Annotated in this window: 16 protein-coding genes; 2 read left to right on the top strand and 14 right to left on the bottom strand. The window is 65.4% G+C overall.

Annotation, left to right across the window (positions count from 1 at the left end; translation table 11 throughout):
• The 7 genes from VKZ87_RS01330 to VKZ87_RS01300 form a co-directional block, all read right to left on the bottom strand.
• The coding region (locus VKZ87_RS01330; protein ID WP_324219434.1) for a fatty acid desaturase at positions 1-670 on the bottom strand (670 nt) is incomplete at its 3' end.
• A gap of 196 nt (positions 671-866) precedes the next feature.
• Entirely contained in the window at positions 867-1,370 is a 504-nt protein-coding gene (locus VKZ87_RS01325; protein WP_324219433.1) for a PAS domain-containing protein, read from the bottom strand.
• Positions 1,371-1,558: 188 nt separating this feature from the next.
• Positions 1,559-2,245 (bottom strand): glutathione S-transferase, encoded by a 687-nt coding sequence (locus VKZ87_RS01320; protein ID WP_324219432.1) that lies wholly within the window; start codon positions 2,243-2,245, stop codon positions 1,559-1,561.
• 368 nt (positions 2,246-2,613) lie between these two features.
• Entirely contained in the window at positions 2,614-4,140 is a 1,527-nt protein-coding gene (locus VKZ87_RS01315; RefSeq protein WP_324219431.1) for a M81 family metallopeptidase, read from the bottom strand.
• A 62-nt stretch (positions 4,141-4,202) separates the two neighbouring features.
• On the bottom strand, positions 4,203-5,954 hold the full coding sequence (gene ilvD / locus VKZ87_RS01310; protein WP_324219430.1) for a dihydroxy-acid dehydratase: 1,752 nt from the start codon (positions 5,952-5,954) through the stop codon (positions 4,203-4,205).
• Between the two features lie 80 nt (positions 5,955-6,034).
• A complete protein-coding gene (locus VKZ87_RS01305; RefSeq protein ID WP_324219429.1) occupies positions 6,035-6,889 on the bottom strand; it encodes a YihY/virulence factor BrkB family protein in 855 nt (284 codons plus the stop codon).
• A complete protein-coding gene (locus VKZ87_RS01300; protein ID WP_324219428.1) occupies positions 6,886-8,940 on the bottom strand; it encodes an AsmA family protein in 2,055 nt (684 codons plus the stop codon). The genes VKZ87_RS01305 and VKZ87_RS01300 overlap by 4 nt, the downstream gene beginning before the upstream one ends.
• A gap of 99 nt (positions 8,941-9,039) precedes the next feature.
• Here VKZ87_RS01300 and VKZ87_RS01295 point away from each other — a divergent pair, with 99 nt between their 5' ends.
• Entirely contained in the window at positions 9,040-9,399 is a 360-nt protein-coding gene (locus tag VKZ87_RS01295) for a hypothetical protein (RefSeq protein WP_324219427.1), read from the top strand.
• 57 nt (positions 9,400-9,456) lie between these two features.
• Complete coding sequence (locus tag VKZ87_RS01290; RefSeq protein ID WP_324219426.1) at positions 9,457-10,377, top strand: AEC family transporter; 921 nt, start codon at positions 9,457-9,459, stop codon at positions 10,375-10,377.
• 12 nt (positions 10,378-10,389) lie between these two features.
• Here VKZ87_RS01290 and era read toward each other — a convergent pair whose 3' ends face one another.
• The 7 genes from era to VKZ87_RS01255 all read right to left on the bottom strand — a co-directional run bounded on the left by era (position 10,390) and on the right by VKZ87_RS01255 (position 16,880).
• Positions 10,390-11,301 carry a GTPase Era gene (gene era, locus VKZ87_RS01285; RefSeq protein ID WP_324219425.1) on the bottom strand — a complete coding sequence of 304 codons (912 nt, stop codon included), beginning with the start codon at positions 11,299-11,301 and terminating at the stop codon, positions 10,390-10,392.
• Positions 11,298-12,047, bottom strand: a complete 750-nt coding sequence (rnc, locus tag VKZ87_RS01280; protein WP_324219424.1) for a ribonuclease III — start codon at positions 12,045-12,047, stop codon at positions 11,298-11,300. Before rnc ends, era begins: the two co-directional genes overlap by 4 nt.
• A 7-nt stretch (positions 12,048-12,054) precedes the next feature.
• Positions 12,055-12,813: a signal peptidase I gene (gene lepB / locus VKZ87_RS01275; RefSeq protein ID WP_324219423.1), complete on the bottom strand. Its 759-nt coding sequence runs from the start codon at positions 12,811-12,813 to the stop codon at positions 12,055-12,057.
• Positions 12,814-12,902: 89 nt separating this feature from the next.
• The gene (acpS, locus tag VKZ87_RS01270) at positions 12,903-13,325 is read right to left on the bottom strand and encodes a holo-ACP synthase (RefSeq protein WP_324219422.1); all 423 of its coding nucleotides are present in this window, start codon (positions 13,323-13,325) and stop codon (positions 12,903-12,905) included.
• Complete coding sequence (locus tag VKZ87_RS01265; RefSeq protein WP_324219421.1) at positions 13,322-14,074, bottom strand: pyridoxine 5'-phosphate synthase; 753 nt, start codon at positions 14,072-14,074, stop codon at positions 13,322-13,324. The genes acpS and VKZ87_RS01265 overlap by 4 nt, the downstream gene beginning before the upstream one ends.
• A gap of 8 nt (positions 14,075-14,082) precedes the next feature.
• Positions 14,083-14,670, bottom strand: coding sequence for an orotate phosphoribosyltransferase (gene pyrE / locus VKZ87_RS01260; protein WP_324219420.1), 588 nt, complete (start codon positions 14,668-14,670; stop codon positions 14,083-14,085).
• 38 nt (positions 14,671-14,708) lie between these two features.
• Positions 14,709-16,880: a bifunctional (p)ppGpp synthetase/guanosine-3',5'-bis(diphosphate) 3'-pyrophosphohydrolase gene (locus tag VKZ87_RS01255; protein WP_324219419.1), complete on the bottom strand. Its 2,172-nt coding sequence runs from the start codon at positions 16,878-16,880 to the stop codon at positions 14,709-14,711.
• Positions 16,881-16,907: the final 27 nt, after the last annotated feature.

Below are 16,907 nucleotides of genomic sequence, written 5' to 3'. Positions count from 1 at the left end.
CGATGTTGCGGATGCGGCTGACCAGCTGGTACCAGGTCAGCATCGGCAGCAGCCACAGCACAGGATAGAGCCACCAGTAGCCGGCCGCCGTCAGGATCAGCAGCAGCAGCACGAGGTTGGTGATCAGCGCACCGGTGATGCCGGCCTTGTTCAGCCGCTCGCGCCGCTCGGCCCAGCTTAAATTGGCCGGGCCCCAGGCTTCGTTCCACTGCATTTTCCGCCGCTGGTAGCCGGTCTGGCCGAGCAGGTCGCGCTGCACCTTGCGGCGCAGGCTCTGCCTGGTGATCGGGAACGGCGCCGAGAGCACGAGATCGGGGTCATTCTCCTGCTGCGTGAAGCGGTGATGCTTCAGGTGATAGGGCCGGTAGAGATTGAGATCGGTGCCGACCGGATAGGCGCAGAGCCACTGCCCGGCGAACTCGTTGAAGCGGCGGGTCTTGAACAGCAGGCCATGGGCGGCGTCATGCATCAGGATGGCAAGCCCGAGCTGCCGCCCGCCGATGATCATCACCGCGGCGATGAAGGTGAGCGGGTTGGGCCAGACCGCAAACACGGCCATGCTGCCGAGGATCAGCACCCAGGCATGCAGCACGAGGCCGGCGCCCACCCAGTCCGAGCGGCGGCTCAGGCGTTTCAGTTCCCCGGCCGTGAAGAGATCGGTCGCCCTCACTGCGTTTCCTCCGTTCCTATGCGGAGAGTATAGCGCAGCAGTGCCGGGGGTCACGGAGAGATAGCGGCTGTTTCTGTCGTCGTTTCCTTGTCATGCCCGGGCCTGACCCGGGCATCCACGCGTTTTTTCGGCGACATAGACGTGGATGGCCGGGACGAGCCCGGCCATGACACTCTGGAAAAGCTTGCCGACCGCTTCAGCGATCGAACCAGATGTAGATCCAGAGGAAATCCACCGAGCCGCCGGCGGCGTCGCGGATCGGCAGGATGATGCGGCTGTAGGTTTCCCAGGCGTCGCGGCCTTCGATCACCGAGCTGCGGCTGCCCCAGTAGCAGAGCTGCCCGTCGATGCAGCGGCGGTAGATATCGAGATCGGGGCCGATGCGCTCAGGCGGAAAGCATTCGTCGAGATACAGCCCGGTGAGTTCGCGTCCCGCCCGCGCGGTGAGTTCGGAACCGATCACGCGATAGCGGTACCGCAGCCTCTCTCCCTCGCGCTCGACACCGAGCAGCATGGTGGTCGGCATCAGGCGGGGAAAATGGGTCAGCGGATCGATCTGCGCCCGCGTCGGCGCACCCTGGCCGCGCGCGAGCCCGCCCCAGTAGCGGAACAGCGCCGCCGCCTCGCCGGTCAGAAGGCGCGGCTCCTCGCCGGCACGCAGCCATTCGCCGTGTTCATATCGCGGTTGAATATCGTCCATTGCAATGCGCGGGAATCCAGGGAGAGCAGCCAGATAGCCCTTTTGCAGTGCAATATGAAGAGGCAGATTGACGCAGGGGAAAGCCATCCGTACACGGCTTTACACGCCTTCCCGATTCGGCGCGTGATTGGCGTTTCACCTGCAAAGACGTAGATGGCCGGAAGGTGGCGTGTGCCGCATGCGCCCGGTTATCTCAGCAGCTCGTAAGGCCCGCCCTTTTCCAGCGCGCGCCTGTAGGCGGGCCGCGCATGGATCAGTTCGAGGAAATTGCGGATCGGCTGATGCTGCGGCTTCAGTTCGATGCGCGCCGCCGCCGCTTCCAGCGGGAAGCTCATCTGGATATCGGCCGCGGTGAAATCGGCGCCGGCGAACCAGCCGCCCTGGGCGCGCAGGGTGTCGGCCCAGAAGGTCATATGCGTGTCGAGCTGCGGGTCCACCAGCATCGCCTGCGCCTTGGCGGCGATGCCGCGCACGATCGGCCGCACCAGCGCGGGCGCGCCTTTCGGCATGCGCGAGAAGATCAGCTTGAGCAGCAGCAGCGGCATGGCCGAACCCTCGGCATAGTGCAGCCAGTAGGTATAGCGAAGGCGCTCCTCGCTGCCGGGCGGCGGCACCAGCCTGCCCTGCCCGTAAGTTTCCACCAGGTATTCGATGATGGCGCCGGACTCTGCGATCACCCTGCTCCCGCCCTGAAGGTTGGTGTCGGTGATCACCGGCGACTTGCCCAGGGGGTGAATCTTCTGCAGGGCGGCCGGCGCGCGCATCGTCGCCCTGTCGCGCTCGTAGCGGATCACCTCGTAATCGAGGCCGAGCTCCTCCAGCAGCCAGAGCACGCGCTGCGACCGGGAATTGTTGAGATGATGGACCTGAATCATGCCTGCCTCCCAAAGCAAGAGAGAAGCTAGCCGGACCTGCCCGTGTCGCCCAGTCCGGCGGATGCCGCGAGGATCACATCACGGCGTAAATTTATCTTGTCGCCCGGCAGATCGTACCTACATTGTTCTCGCCTGCCGCTGTTGCCCATCGTGAAACACCGCATCGCGCATACATCGATATGCGTCCCGCCCCGTCGCAACGGGACTCAACGGGATTCAACCGGACTCAACGGGATTGAACGGGACTGAACTGGCCCTCAACGGGACTCAACTGGCTTCCAACGGGATCGAACCGGCTCCCAACGGGCTCCAACCGGCCTGACGCCGCACCGGCCGGTTCCCGAATTATCAATGGGTTAGGCGAAATCTCAGGCCGGCTGGTGCACTTTTCCCTGCGGACTGAGCCGCACGCCGGGCCGCAGCCGCCGGTAAGGCAGCGTCTCCGCCCGCTCGATGAAGGCGCCGGGGCTCTCCACGGTCAGGATGTCATGGGCGATGTCGGTGAAGTCGCCGCGGAAATGCACCGTGCTCTTGACGCCGACGATCTGGCGCTGGCCGGGCTCGATGCCGAGATGGCGGTACATCTCCTTGTCGGCCGCCTGCACGCGGATCGAGCTGACGATGAGATCGACGCCGCCTCCATTTGATGTGGGGCACTGCAGCCGCGCCATCGGCCCGAGCGCCATGCGGGTGCCCCTGTAGAAGGGGCCCGTGCAGAGGAACCTGCCGTCGTTCAGCTTCGCCACCCTGAAACGGTTGCGATAGGGCTTGGCGCCGTCGAAGGCCTTGCCGCCGACCGCGATCTCGATCTCGGCATTCTCGCCGGCCTGGTGCGCGATCCTCGCCGCCTCCGGATCGCAGAGCAGGCCGAGCGTGGCATCCGGCACCTGGTGCTCGACCAGCGCCGCAAGCAGGCCCGTCGTGTCGCTGGTGGCGCCCGCGCCGGGATTGTCCTGCACGTCGGCCAGCACGATGGATTTTCGCGCCCCGCCGACGATCAGCCGGCGCGCCTCCTCGATGGCCTCGGCCGGCGACAGCAGCCGGGTGCGGAACTCGGCCTCGCGCTCGGCGATATGGCGGGTCAGTTCGTCTGCGGCGCGATCGGCCGCCTCCTGCGTGTCGCCATAGGCCAGGATCACCGGGCCGCATTCGCGGATGTCGGCCGGATGGAAGCCCGGCGCGAAGCTGAGGGACGACACCGCGCCGCGTTCCATGTCGCCCAGGCGCTCGTAGATGCTCTTGCAGGGCTCGATGAAGCTGCATTGCGCGGTGAGCGGAATGAGGAAGGGCAGCCGGCGCATCGCCTTGGCCTGCTTTTTCCGCTCGCCGGTCAGCAGCTTCTCCAGATGGTGCATCACGCGGGCGCCGGTCACCGCCATGTCGAGATGTGGATAGGTGCGGTAGGCGATCAGCACGTCCGAATGCCGCACCATCGTCTCGGTGATGTTGGTATGCAGATCGAGGCTGGCGACGACGGGAATGTCCGGCCCGACCACCGCGCGCACCCGGCGCAGCAGCTCGCCCTCGCCGTCCTCGTGGCTCTCGGTGACCATGGCACCGTGGAGGTCGAGATAGACCGCGTCGATGCCGCCCTTCAGCGCCGCGAGGCCGTCGGTGATCTTCTTCGCGACATGCTCGAAGGCCTCGTCGGTGACGTAGGAGGACGGCTGCGCCGCGGCCCAGACGATCGGCAGCAGCTCCCACTGCTTCGGCGTCGCCGCCTTGATGAAGCCGCCGATCGGAATGTTCATCGGCGCGAACACTTCGAAGATCGCCCGGCCCTCGGTCAGCGGCGGCCAGCCTTCGCCGTTGACGAACTTGTCGAGCGTCGCCTTCTGCGGCGCGAAGGTATTGGTCTCATGCTGGAAGCCGGCGATGGCAACGCGATAGGTCATGGGAGGCTCGTTGTTTTTCTGACGGGAGAGAAAGGGCGCCCGGCCAGGCGCCCTTCAGGGATTCAGATATCGGCGTACTGCTCCACTTCGGCCTTGCCGCCGGGATGGGTCACCGCGCCGTCATGGGCATCGCCCACGGTCTGGGCATATTTCCACAGCGTGCCGGACTGGTATTCGGTTTTACGGGGCTTCCACTTCTTCCTGCGGCGGGCGAATTCGGCGGCGCTCACATCGACGCTGAGAATACCCTTCACCGCATCGATGGTGATGATGTCGCCATTCTTGATCAGGCCAATGGGGCCGCCGACCGCTGCTTCCGGCCCGACATGGCCGATGCAGAAGCCGCGCGTGGCGCCGGAGAAACGCCCGTCGGTGATCAGCGCCACCTTTTCGCCCATGCCCTGGCCGTAGATCGCCGAGGTGGTGGAGAGCATCTCGCGCATGCCGGGACCGCCCTTCGGGCCCTCGTAGCGGATGACGATGACGTCGCCTTCCTTGTACTTGCGGGCCTGCACGGCCTCGAAAGCGGCCTCCTCGCTGTCGAACACCCGCGCCGGGCCGACATGCTTCAGCCGCGTCATGCCTGCGACTTTCACGATGGCGCCGCGCGGCGCGAGATTGCCCTTCAGGCCGACGACGCCGCCGGTCGGCGTGATCGGATTGGTGATCGGCCGCACGACATCCTGGTTCTTCGGGAACTTCACGCCCTTCAGGTTCTGCTCAATGGTCTTGCCAGTCACCGTCAGGCAGTCGCCATGGATGTAGCCGCCCCTGAGCAGCTCCTTCAGAACCACCTGCACGCCGCCGATCTCGTAGAGGTCCTTGGCGACGTAGCGCCCGCCGGGCTTGAGGTCGGCGATGTAGGGCGTCGACTTGAAGATCTGCGCCACATCGTCGAGATCGAACTTTATGCCGGCCTCATGGGCGATCGCCGGCAGATGCAGGGCGGCATTGGTCGAGCCGCCGGTGGCGGCCACCACGCGGGCAGCATTCTCCAGCGCCTTGCGGGTGACGATGTCGCGCGGCCGGATGCCGAGCCTGATCAGCTCCATGACCTGCCGGCCCGAGGCTTCGGCATATTCGTCGCGGGTCTCATAGGGGGCCGGCGCGCCGGCCGAGCCCGGCAGCGCGAGCCCGATGGCTTCCGAGACGCAGGCCATGGTGTTGGCGGTGAACTGGCCGCCGCAGGAACCGGCCGAGGGACAGGCGACGCATTCCAGCTCATGCAGGTCGCGGTCGCTGATCCTGCCGGCGGCATGCTGGCCGACGCCTTCGAAGACGTCGACCACGGTGACGTCCCTGCCGCGGAAGCGGCCCGGCAGGATCGAGCCGCCATACATGAAGATGGAGGGGATGTTCAGCCGCACCATGGCCATCATCAGGCCGGGCAGCGACTTGTCGCAGCCGGCAAGGCCTACCAGCGCATCGTAACAGTGGCCGCGCACGGTGAGCTCGGTGGAGTCGGCGATCACCTCGCGGCTGATCAGCGACGACTTCATGCCCTGGTGGCCCATCGCAATGCCGTCGGTAACGGTGATGGTGGTGAACTCGCGCGGCGTGCCGCCAGCCGTCTTCACACCCTTCTTCACCGCCTGCGCCTGGCGCCCCAGGGTGATGTTGCAGGGCGCCGCCTCGTTCCAGGTGGTGACCACGCCGACGAAGGGCTGGTGGATCTCCTTCTCGGTCAGACCCATCGCGTAGTAGTAGCTGCGGTGGGGCGCGCGCTCCGGGCCTTCCGTCACATGGCGGCTCGGCAGCCGGTTCTTGTCGATCTTCCCGTTCTTCGTGACGGGCTTCTTCCTGGCGGCTTTCATGGCGCTGGTCGCTCCCTGGTCCAAATGCCGGACACGGAGCATAGCCAGAGGCTTGCCCCTCTGCCAGAGGGAGAAATCGCTCAGGCCACCGCTTCGGCCGGCGGCGGCACACCCTTGCAGCGCAACAGAGCGGCATTCAGCTCGGCGCCGAAGATGAACAGCACCGCCGAGATGTAGAAGAACAGCAGCGTGATGATCACCCCGCCGAGGCTGCCATAGGTGGCGCTGTAATTGCCTAGATTGGCGACATAGAGGGAAAACAGGCTGGCGCCGGCGAGCCAGAGCACGGTGGTTGCCAGCGCGCCGGGCAGCAAGGCGCGGAACCGCATGCGATGACCGGGCAGCCAGCGGTGCAGTGCCAGGACGGTGAGAAAAAGCAGCGTCGAGGCAAGACTGTAGCGCAGCAGACTGTAGGCCCAGCGGTCCTCCTGGCTGAGCGGGCTGATATAGAGAATGCCCTTCCAGATGAGCGGTCCGAAAATGATCAGGACCGACAGGAGGATGAAGACGATGCCGCCGATCACAACGGCGCCGATGCTGCCCAGCTTCATCAGCCACCAGGGCCGCGGCTCGTCAAATTCATAGGCGGCGTTCAGCGCGATCCGCAGGGCGTCGAAGGCATTGGACGCCACCCACAATGCGCCCAGCAGGCCCAGCGTCAGCAGGCCGCCATCCTGCGTGCGCAGCACCTCGTTGATCACCGGCTTCAGGGTTCTGGCAACGTCGGTAGGCAGCATGCCGAAAACGGCATTCACTCCGGCAATGCTGTCGACATACACGCCGAGGAAGCCGGCCAGCGAGGCGAGGAAGATGAGGAAGGGAAAGATGGCGAGCAGGCCGGTATAGGCGATATGCCCGGCCAGCTGCAGGGCGAGCGTATTGGCCATGGCCGTGGCCGCATCGATCACCGGGCGCAGCACATGGCTGCCGATCAAGGGCGCCGCTCCATCTTAGGCCCGCTCTGCCGCAGCAGCGCGGCGCAATCGCTGTCCTGCGCGAGACCGGGGTCGATGAAGGCAAGGATGGAGGCAATCGGCGTCAGCAGCGCCCCCAGCGCCACCGCACCCGCGGCACGGGCGGCGAGCGGTGTTTTCTCGACATCGACGATGGGACGCGAGAACGCGCCGTTGACCGTGATGGGCGTCCGGGCGCTGAGCAGCGACACATCCTTGGGATACGCCACAAGGCGCAGGCCGAGCTGCTCCTCCTTCAGGCTGACGAGACCGTCGGCGGTGATGGTCGTGTCGGTGGTATCCAGCACGAAGGTGCGGGGTTTCAGCAGGCCGTCCTGCGCCTCGAAATCGACGACGAAGCAGCGCACCGGCACGCGCTGCTCGCCGCGATCGCCTTCCGCCAGGAACAGGGCCGCCTGCCCGACATCCAGTCCGACCAGCTCCAGCACCAGGTTCGAGAGCTCCCCGCCGTCCATCGCAAGGCGGATGTCACCGGTCGCCGAGCCGAGCGACTGCCGGACCGTACTGCCGATCCCGAGCAGACGGATGCGGCCGTTGATCTGCCCCTGCCCGGCCTGTTCCTGGCCCGCAGCCGCCAGAGCCTGCTTCAGGTCGAAACCGCTCAGGCGAACATCATAGTTGGTCGAGACGCTTTCCTCGCGGGCGTTGATGCGGATATCGGCCACGACATTGCCGCCGGCCACACCGAGTTTGATCGGCTTCAGGGCCAGTACGCCATCCTGCATGTCGAGATTGAGATCGACGCCGCTGAGCGGAATGCCGGGGGCGTCGACCTTCTCGCCCCTGAACTTCACCCGTGCATCGACCTCGCGCACCTGCTCTACGGCCAATGGCGCGTCGGGCAGCACGCGCGGCGGCGCACCCTGGCGCACCTGCTCGGCCTCGGCGCGTTTGGTGGGCTTTTTCTTTTCCTCCTGCTGCCGGGCCTCCGCCGCGTTCTGGCCCTGCGGCTTCACGGCGGGATTGTCCTGCTTCTGCTGTGCCCGTTTGTCGGTCTCCTCGTCCTGCAATCCGATCAGCGGGCCCACATCGCGGTAGTCGAGGACCTTCGAGCGCAGGTTGCTCTCGATCAGCAGACGTTCCCGCCCGAGATCGAAGCGCAGATCGCCGCTCAGGTCGCTCTCTCCGATCTTTCCGTCCAGATCGTCGATTGACCAGATTTCCCCTTCCCGCTGCAGCCGGCCCTTGAGATCGTAGGGCGGTGTCATCGGCAGCGGTATGCCGGTGACATGGGTCAGCCGGCCGAGGTTCGGTCCCGAGAGTTCGACGCGCAGGTCGAGTCCGACGAACCTGACCGGATCCGTCAGGGTCCCCGTGATGTAGCCGCGGGTCGGCCCGATGAGAATCTCCATGGTCAGCGGGTAGGGATCGTCCTCCTCGCGCAGAGCCAGCAGCGAACCAGCCGAGACCTTCAGCGTGAACGGCTCGTTGCGCATGTTGCCTCGGCCTTCCAGTTCGACATGGCCGCGCCCTTCCTTGCCCTCCCCCACGGCGGTCGAAAGCTTCGTGTCGATGTCGAGCTCCAGCTTCTCGTCGCGATAGACGAGTTGCCCGTCCTCGATCAGCAGCAGGCCGATCAGGGGCATTTCAGACCGCTCTTCCGGCGCGACGGTTTCGGCGGCCTCCTCGGCACCGAAGGTCCAGTTGTTGGTGCCGTCCTCCTGCCGCTCAAGGCTGATCTTAGGCTTAACGAGCCTGATTTCGGGCAGCACGGTGCGACCTCGCAGCAGCTCCGGAAGATCGACGACGACCTCGATGCGCTCGGCACCGAGCATCTCGGCCTCGCGACCCCATTCGGCATTCGGGATGTGCAGATCCTGCAGGACGAAACGCGGCCGAAGTGACCATTCCCCCTGAAGGTCGCCGATGGTTACCTCCCGCCCTAGCGCCTTGCTGGCCGCGTCGACCGCGGGTTGCCGCAGCCAGTTCCATTGAAACAGGAGCAGGGCAGCGACGGCGATGACCACCAGGGCGGCAAAGATGCCACCCGCCCATTTCAGCGCGCGGACCATGCGACTGGAACATCAATGCTGCTGCCGCAGTTCCCGCGACGCGCGAATTTGTTAACACCCGTTTAAGAATTGTTAATCCTGCCCTGCCATGGTCGCCGGATGGGTGCCCATGTCGAAATCGTCGCTCCCCGCTATGTCGTCCTGACCCGACTGGCTGACAGCTGGATTCCGCGGGCCGCCCATGCCGACGCGGAACGGGCTGAGCGCGAGGCTTTCCGCTGGCGACGCATCTACGGACCGGGGCGCACGCGGGTGGCCGAATACTGGATCCCCGAACAGCCGGCCCAGACTGTGACGGAAGCCATCCTTGATGTCCCCGCCAGCCCGGTGTCCGGTCACGGGGTCCGGTCTGCCTGCGACTGCCCTTCCTGGCGTGAGACGGCGCTGCGCGCCTTTGCGCTCTACCTCGGTTTCACCCTGGCCAATCGCGCGATGGAATTGCTGATCCTGGCCGGCTAGCGTTTCGGCGTGCTTGGGATAGAGTGCGGCGACCGTTTCTCCGCCTCCCAAGCCCAGATGCTCTCCGTCATCCTTGCCATTATCCCGGTCTTTCTGCTGATCGCGCTCGGCACCGCGATGAAGCGGTACAACTTTCCTGGCGATGCCTTCTGGCCTCTGGCCGACAAGATGACCTATTTCGTCTTCTTCCCGGCCCTGCTGGTCGAGAACCTGTCGAATGCCAAGCTGGGCGATCTCGATCCGACCGGCATGCTGGGCATCCTGTTCGCCGTCCTGCTGCTCCAGGCCGGACTGACCTACCTGTCGCGCCCGCTGACGAGAACCGACGGCCCCGGCTTTACATCGGTGTTCCAGGGTGCGGTGCGCTTCAACACCTTTGTCGGACTGGGCGTGGTCGCCGCGCTGACCGGCAGCGCCGGTCTCACGCTGTTTGCCGTGGCGATCTCGCTGGCCATTCCCCTGATCAACGTGATGTGCGTGCTGACCCTTGCGCGCTATGGCGCGCACGGTCAGGGCACCAGCCTCAGAAACCAGCTGCTGCTTCTGGCCAAGAACCCGCTGATCATTGCCTGCCTGATCGGGATCGCGCTCAACCTGCTCGACATGCCGCTGCCACCGGGCATTGCACCGGTCTTCAAGATGCTGGGTTCGATTGCGGCGCCCCTGGGTCTGCTGACCGTGGGCGCCGGCCTGCAATGGCAGGCAGCCCGCACCGGCGGTCCGGCCATCACGGTCGCCTGCTTTCTCAAACTGCTGGCCTATCCCGCCATGCTGTTCGGATTCAGCCGCCTGGCCGGGCTTGGTCCGCTGGAAACCAAGATCCTGGTCATGTGGGGCGCCATGCCGACGGCGAGTTCCAGCTACATCCTGGCGCGCCAGATGGGTGGCGACGCGCCGCTGGCGGCCGCCATCGTAACGGTGAGTACAATCCTGGCCTTCGTGACGGTGCCGCTCGTGCTGCTGCTGGCCGGGCTGTAGATACGGCGGCGTTCAGCCCTTCGGGTATTCCAGCCCCATCGCTTCGTAGCGCTCGGGATCGTCCCCCCAGTCCTCGCGCACCTTCACGAACAGGAAGAGATGGACGCGGCGCTCGAACTGCCGCTCCATTTCCTTGCGGGCAGCTGCGCCGATCCGCTTGATCATCGAGCCCTTCTCGCCCAGCACGATCTTCTTCTGACCCTCGCGCTCGACGAAAATCACCTGTTCGATACGTGCGGCGCCGTCCTTCTGATCCTTCCAGTTCTCCGTCTCGACGGTAATCGCGTAGGGCAGTTCGTCATGCAGGGCGCGATAGACCTGCTCCCGCGTGATCTCGGCGGCCAGAAAACGCATCGGCACATCGGCCAGCTGATCTTCCGGATACAGGTACGGGCCTGCCGGCATGAGCCTGGCCAGAGCACGGCGGACATCATCAACACCGCTGCCCTTCAGGGCCGAGATCATGAAGGTCTGATCGAAGGGATAGGCCTCGTTCAGCGTCCTGGCGAGACCGAGCAGCCTCTCGCGCGGGATCGCGTCGATCTTGTTCAGTGCCAGCAGGACATTCGGCCGCTTGCGGTGCTGCAGCGCTTCGACGATCTCGCGGCTCTCGTCGTCGAATCCCTTTGCGGCATCGATCAGCAGCAGAACCGCATCCGCCTCGTCGATACCGCTCCAGGCTGCCGAAACCATGGCGCGGTCGAGGCGCCGCTTCGGCCGAAAGATCCCGGGCGTGTCGACGAACACGATCTGCGTGGTGCCTTCCATCGCGATCGCGGTGATGCGGGCGCGCGTGGTCTGCACCTTGGAAGAGACGATCGAGATTTTCGCGCCGACGAGCTGGTTCAGCAGAGTCGACTTGCCGGCATTCGGCGCCCCGACGATGGCAACATAGCCACAGCGGGTTTCCTGTTCTGCCGTCATGGCGTGCCTGACTCGAGCCGGGCCAGCAGACGGCCGGCGGCTTCCTGCTCGGCAGTGCGCTTCGAGCCGCCCTGCCCGCTTTCCGGTTCGCCGTTGCCGAGCCGCACCGAAACGGTGAAATGCGGTTCATGCGGCGGGCCTTCCTGGCTCACCACTTCATAACGCGGTGCAGCCAGGCCGCGGGCCGCCGCCCATTCCTGCAGGGCCGTCTTGGCATCCTTGGCGGCCGACGCCGCGAAATTGTCGAACAGCGGCTCCATATGGCGGCGGACGAAGCGTTCGGCCGTCTTCAGGCCGCCATCGAGATACAGCGCGGCGACCACCGCCTCGCAGGCATCGGCCAGGATGGCCGGTTTGCTGGCGCCGCCGGAATCGCGCTCCGAGCGCGAAAGCTGGATAAAATCGCCGAGACCGAGCGACTGGGCCAGCTTGGCCAGGCTCTCCTGTTTGACCAGGGCATTGTAGCGCAATGCAAGCTCGCCCGCCTCGGCCTGCGGGAATCGCTCGGCCAGCAGGGTCGCCACGACAAGACCGAGCACACGGTCGCCGATGAATTCGAGCCGGTTGTAGTCGCGCAGCGCCGGGGCCGCTTCGGTGCTCTTCTGGCGCGCAGATTTGGCACGGCTGCGGCGCGGATTGGCCGAGGGATGGACCAGTGCCTCCTCAAGCAACCGCGGATCGGCAAACTTGTGGCCGAGGGCCTTCTGCAGCTGTTCCAGCGCGGCTCTACGCGGATCAGCGCTCATGGCGCCCTCATTCTATGCCGGTGAACATGCGGTTCCAGCGCAGGGCGCTGAACCAGGTCCAGGGCTTCAGCAGCGACGCGCTCGGCTCGATGGAAACCCAGCGGATTTCCGCCCGGCCGATCAGATGGTCGGCCGGCACGTAGCCGACGCCGCCGAACTCCAGTGGCACGCGGCTGTCCTGCGAATTATCGCGATTGTCGCCCATCATGAAGTAATGGCCCGGCGGCACGGTATAGACACCGGTATTGTCGCCGGCATTGTAATTGAAGAGATTCAGCACGCGGTAGCTGGTGCCATCGGGCAGCGTTTCTTCCCACTGCTCGATGCGCTCCTGCACATTGCCGAAGCGGTCGCGCCGCTCGAAATCCTCCACGCGGCGCCGCTTGACCGGTTCGCCGTTGATCAGCAGTACGCCGTCGCGCATCTGCAGGCGGTCGCCGGGCAGGCCGATCACACGCTTGATATAGTCGACCGAGGGATCGCGCGGCCAGCGGAAGACGGCAACGTCGCCGCGCTTGGGCGAGGAACCGAGAATCCGGCCCTCGAAGAGCGGCGGGCTGAACAGCAGGGAGTAGCGGCTGTAGCCGTAGGTGAACTTGGAGACGAAGACATAGTCGCCGACCAGCAGGGTCGGCAGCATCGATTCCGAGGGAATATGGAACGGCTCATAGGCAAAGGTGCGGATGCCGAGCGCGATGGCTATGGCGTAAACCAGGGTGCGGAGGCTTTCCCAGAGATCCCCGCCGCGCGACTTCGCCTTCGCCACACCTTGCTCCCGTTGCATAGAAATCAATCCTTTAGGCTCGGTTTTCCCGCCCCGAACCGGGCGCATCAAGCGGGTTAGCCACGGCAAAGTCAAGCGCCCGTCGCAGGAGTCGGTCTGGGCCGCGCCGAGATGATGACAATGGCCTGGGCCAGGGGTGGTTCATCGGTCAGCGAGACATCGATCTGGGCCTCGTAGCCCTCCGGCAGCAGGCTTTCCAGCCTCGCCAGGGCGCCGCCGGTCAGCGCCATGGAAGGCTTGCCACCCGACAGGTTGACCACCCCCATGTCGCGCCAGAAAACCCCCTTGCGGAAGCCGGTCCCCAGGGCCTTGGAGCAGGCCTCCTTGGCGGCAAAACGCTTAGCGTAGGACTCGATCCGGGTGCGCTGGCGGCGTTCCGAACGGGCCTTCTCCACCGGGGTGAAGATGCGGTCGAGGAAGCGGTCGCCGAAACGCTCGATGGTGCGCTCGACCCGGCGGATGTCGATCAGGTCGGAACCGATGCCGAGGATCATGCGGTCATCGCCCGCGCGCCGCGGGCCTCGTCCATCAGGCTGCGCATGCGGCGGATCGCCCCGTCCAGACCGCCGAAGATCGCCTCGCCGATCAGGAAATGGCCGATATTGAGCTCGACGATGGACGGGATCGCTGCGATCGGCGCCACTGTCTCGAAGCTGAGCCCGTGACCGGCATGGCATTCCAGCCCGATCGCCTCGGCATGGGCCGCAGCGGCACGGATGCGCTCCAGTTCGACCTCGCGCTCGCGACCGCTCAGCTCGCAATAGCGGCCGGTATGAAGCTCGACCACCGGCGCGCCAAGCGCCCTGGCGGCATCCAGCTGCGGGATCGCCGGTTCGATGAACAGCGACACGCGGATGCCGGCATCGCCGAGCTGGCGGATCATCGGCTGCAGATGGCTGAACTGCCCAACGGCATCGAGGCCGCCTTCCGTGGTGCGCTCCTCGCGCCGCTCGGGAACGATGCAGCTGGCATGCGGCCGGTGCCGCAGCGCGATCTGCAGCATCTCCTCGGTCGCCGCCATCTCCAGATTGAGCGGCAGGTCGATCTCGGCCATCAGCCGGTCGATATCGGCATCGGAGATATGGCGCCGGTCCTCGCGCAGATGCGCGGTGATACCGTCCGCGCCCGCCGCTGCCGCCATCCTGGCCGCGCGCACCGGGTCGGGGTGGCGACCGCCACGCGCATTGCGGATGGTGGCCACGTGGTCGATGTTGACGCCGAGACGGAGCGCGCGCGGGGGCATGGCAGGTCCTATTTCAGGTCACGCGAACCGGGTTTCACGGCCGGAAGCTTCTTCATCTCCGCCGGCAGCTCGTCCTCACGGTAGGCCGGCACCTTGTAGCCGCAGAGCGCGAACAGCGGCACGCCGAGGTCGGTCTCGCCGTCGGAGCGGTCAACGATGCAGGACGCTGCCACGGTGACGCCGCCATTGGCGCTGATGCAGTCGATGCATTCGCGGCTCGACTTGCCGGTGGTGACGACGTCTTCCGCCATCAGGACACGGGCGCCCTTCGGAATGTCGAAGCCGCGGCGCAGGGCGAATTTGCCGTCGACCCGTTCGGTGAAGATAGCCGGTACGCCAAGCTGGCGCGCCAGCTCGTAGCCGACCACCACGCCGCCCATCGCTGGCGAGCAGACCAGATCGACCGGTTTGGGGCCCATGGCGGCCCGGATCTTGTCGGCCAGGGCTTTGCACAGGGCCTCGGCACGCTCGGGATACATGAACACGCGGGCCGACTGCATGTAGACCGGGCTGTGCAGGCCGGAGGTCAGCAGGAAATGGCCTTCCAGCAATGCGCCGGAGTCGCGGTAATGCTGGAGTACTTCGTCACGGGTCATTTCAGGCAGGACCTCTGGCTGGCTGGTTGGCGACGGGTTCAGCCCTTCGCGCGCTCGACCGAACTGATGGCCGGCGTGGCGCGCAGGGCGGCGATGATATTGGACAGGTGCTTGACGTCGCGCACCTCGATATCGACGAACATCTCGAAGAAATCCGGCGTGCGATTGGTGATCTTCAGGTTGGTGATGTTGCCCTTGTGCTTGGCAATAACCGTGGTGACGGCGCTCAGCGCGCCCGTCTCGTTGTTGAGGATCATGGCGACGCGGCCGACATGACCATGGGCCTTCTCGCCCTCGGCCGGGGCATCCCAGGCGAGGTCGAGCCAGCGCTCCGGCTGTTCGGCAAACTGCTCAAGAACGTCGCAGTCGATGGTATGGATGGTGACACCCTTGCCGGTGGTGACGATGCCGACGATGCGGTCGCCCGGCAGCGGATGGCAGCAACCGGCAAAATGCATCGCCATGCCGGGAATGAGGCCGCGGATCGGGATGCCGCCGCTGGTGCCCTGTTCGGAATGCCGCGGCGGACGCGGCGTTATCGGCAGGCGCTCGGCCTCTTCTTCCTTCTGCCCGGGAAAGACGATGTGGACGACCTGACGGGCGGTGACATTGCCCTCGCCCACCGCAACATAGACGTCATCGGCGTTACGCAGCTTGAGAACCTTCACCGCCGGTTCCAGCGCGCGCTCGGAGACGGTCGCGTCATGCTCGCGGAAGGCCTTGGTGAGGATGGCCTTGCCCAGTTCCAGATACTGGCCGCGCTGCTGCTGCCGGATGAAGCGGTTGATGCAGGATTTGGCGCGGCCTGACTTGACGAAGTTCAGCCAGGTCGGGTTTGGCGCGGGAACCTTCGAACGCAGGATCTCGACCTGATCACCGTTGCGCAGCACGCTGCGCAGCGGCACGACGCGCCCGTTCACCTTCGCGCCCACAGCCGTATCGCCGACGTCGGAATGCACCGCATAGGCGAAATCCACAACGGTGGCATCGCGGGGCAGCGCGATCAGGTCGCCCTTCGGCGTGAAGCAGAAGACCTGATCCTGGAACATGTTGAGCTTGGTATGCTCGAGGAACTCCTCCGGGTCAGCCGTCTGTTCCAGTATTTCCAGCAGCTCGCGGAGCCAGCGATACTGGCGCGCCTCGGCTTCGGGCGCACCCTTGCCGTTCTGCTTGTATTGCCAGTGCGCCGCCACGCCGAGTTCGGCAATGTCGTGCATCTCCTGAGTCTGGATCTGGATCTCGATGCGCTTGTTCTCGGGGCCGATCACCGTGGTATGCACGGCGCTGTAGCCGTTCTGCTTTGGCGTCGAGATGTAATCCTTGAACCGGCCCGGCACCGACGGCCAGGTCTGATGCACGATGCCCAGCGCATGATAGCAGGTCGGCACGTCCTTCACGACGATCCGGAAGGCCATGATGTCGGACAGCTGCTCGAACGCGATGTTCTTGCGCTGCATCTTCTCCCAGATCGAATAGGGCCGCTTCTCGCGTCCCGAGACCCAGGCATCGATGCCATGCTCCGCCATGGTGCGCTTCAGCCGGTCGATGATGCGATCGACCATGCTGCCGCCCTCGCTGCGCAGCTGTTCCAGCCGCGCCATGATCGAGGCCCGGGCATCAAAGTTCAGTTCAGCGAAGGCGAGATCTTCCAGCTCCTCCTTCAGCTCCTGCATGCCGATGCGGTCCGCCAGCGGCGCGTAGATTTCCATCGTCTCCTTGGCGATGCGGCGCCGCTTCTCGGGATCCTTGATGAAATGCAGCGTGCGCATGTTGTGCAGCCGGTCGGCCAGCTTCACCAGCAGCACGCGGATGTCGTTCGACATCGCAAGCAGCAGCTTGCGGAAATTCTCAGCCTGACGGGTGCGATCGGACTGCAGCTCGATGCGCGACAACTTGGTCACGCCGTCGACCAGGCGCAGCACATGGCTACCGAAATTCCTCTCGATCTCGTCGGGCGTTGCGACGGTATCTTCAAGCGTGTCGTGCAGCAGGCCGGTGGCGATGGCGGTCGCGTCCAGCTTCATGCCGGCGAGGATGCCGGCGACCTCCACCGGATGGGAGAAATACGGATCGCCTGAGGCGCGCTTCTGGGACCCATGCGCCTTCATGGAGAATACATAGGCGCGATTCAGCAGGTCCTCGTCCGCATTCGGATCGTATGCGAGAACCTTCTCCAGCAACTCAACCTGGCGCATCACGCGCGGGCGCATCTTACCGCCCCGTTCTCCGCTTTCCGG

The organism is Ferrovibrio sp. (assembly GCF_035304305.1).
Lineage (GTDB): Bacteria > Pseudomonadota > Alphaproteobacteria > Ferrovibrionales > Ferrovibrionaceae > Ferrovibrio.
This window is presented reverse-complemented; position numbering and strand designations above follow the sequence as displayed.

Coding starts and splice junctions, on each gene's coding strand:
- VKZ87_RS01325 (WP_324219433.1), bottom strand. CDS start 1,370: ATGGACGATATTCAACCGCGATATGAACACGGCGAATGGCTGCGTGCC.
- VKZ87_RS01320 (WP_324219432.1), bottom strand. CDS start 2,245: ATGATTCAGGTCCATCATCTCAACAATTCCCGGTCGCAGCGCGTGCTC.
- VKZ87_RS01315 (WP_324219431.1), bottom strand. CDS start 4,140: ATGACCTATCGCGTTGCCATCGCCGGCTTCCAGCATGAGACCAATACC.
- ilvD (WP_324219430.1), bottom strand. CDS start 5,954: ATGAAAGCCGCCAGGAAGAAGCCCGTCACGAAGAACGGGAAGATCGAC.
- VKZ87_RS01300 (WP_324219428.1), bottom strand. CDS start 8,940: ATGGTCCGCGCGCTGAAATGGGCGGGTGGCATCTTTGCCGCCCTGGTG.
- VKZ87_RS01295 (WP_324219427.1), top strand. CDS start 9,040: ATGGGTGCCCATGTCGAAATCGTCGCTCCCCGCTATGTCGTCCTGACC.
- VKZ87_RS01290 (WP_324219426.1), top strand. CDS start 9,457: ATGCTCTCCGTCATCCTTGCCATTATCCCGGTCTTTCTGCTGATCGCG.
- era (WP_324219425.1), bottom strand. CDS start 11,301: ATGACGGCAGAACAGGAAACCCGCTGTGGCTATGTTGCCATCGTCGGG.
- rnc (WP_324219424.1), bottom strand. CDS start 12,047: ATGAGCGCTGATCCGCGTAGAGCCGCGCTGGAACAGCTGCAGAAGGCC.
- acpS (WP_324219422.1), bottom strand. CDS start 13,325: ATGATCCTCGGCATCGGTTCCGACCTGATCGACATCCGCCGGGTCGAG.
- VKZ87_RS01265 (WP_324219421.1), bottom strand. CDS start 14,074: ATGCCCCCGCGCGCGCTCCGTCTCGGCGTCAACATCGACCACGTGGCC.
- pyrE (WP_324219420.1), bottom strand. CDS start 14,670: ATGACCCGTGACGAAGTACTCCAGCATTACCGCGACTCCGGCGCATTG.
- VKZ87_RS01255 (WP_324219419.1), bottom strand. CDS start 16,880: ATGCGCCCGCGCGTGATGCGCCAGGTTGAGTTGCTGGAGAAGGTTCTC.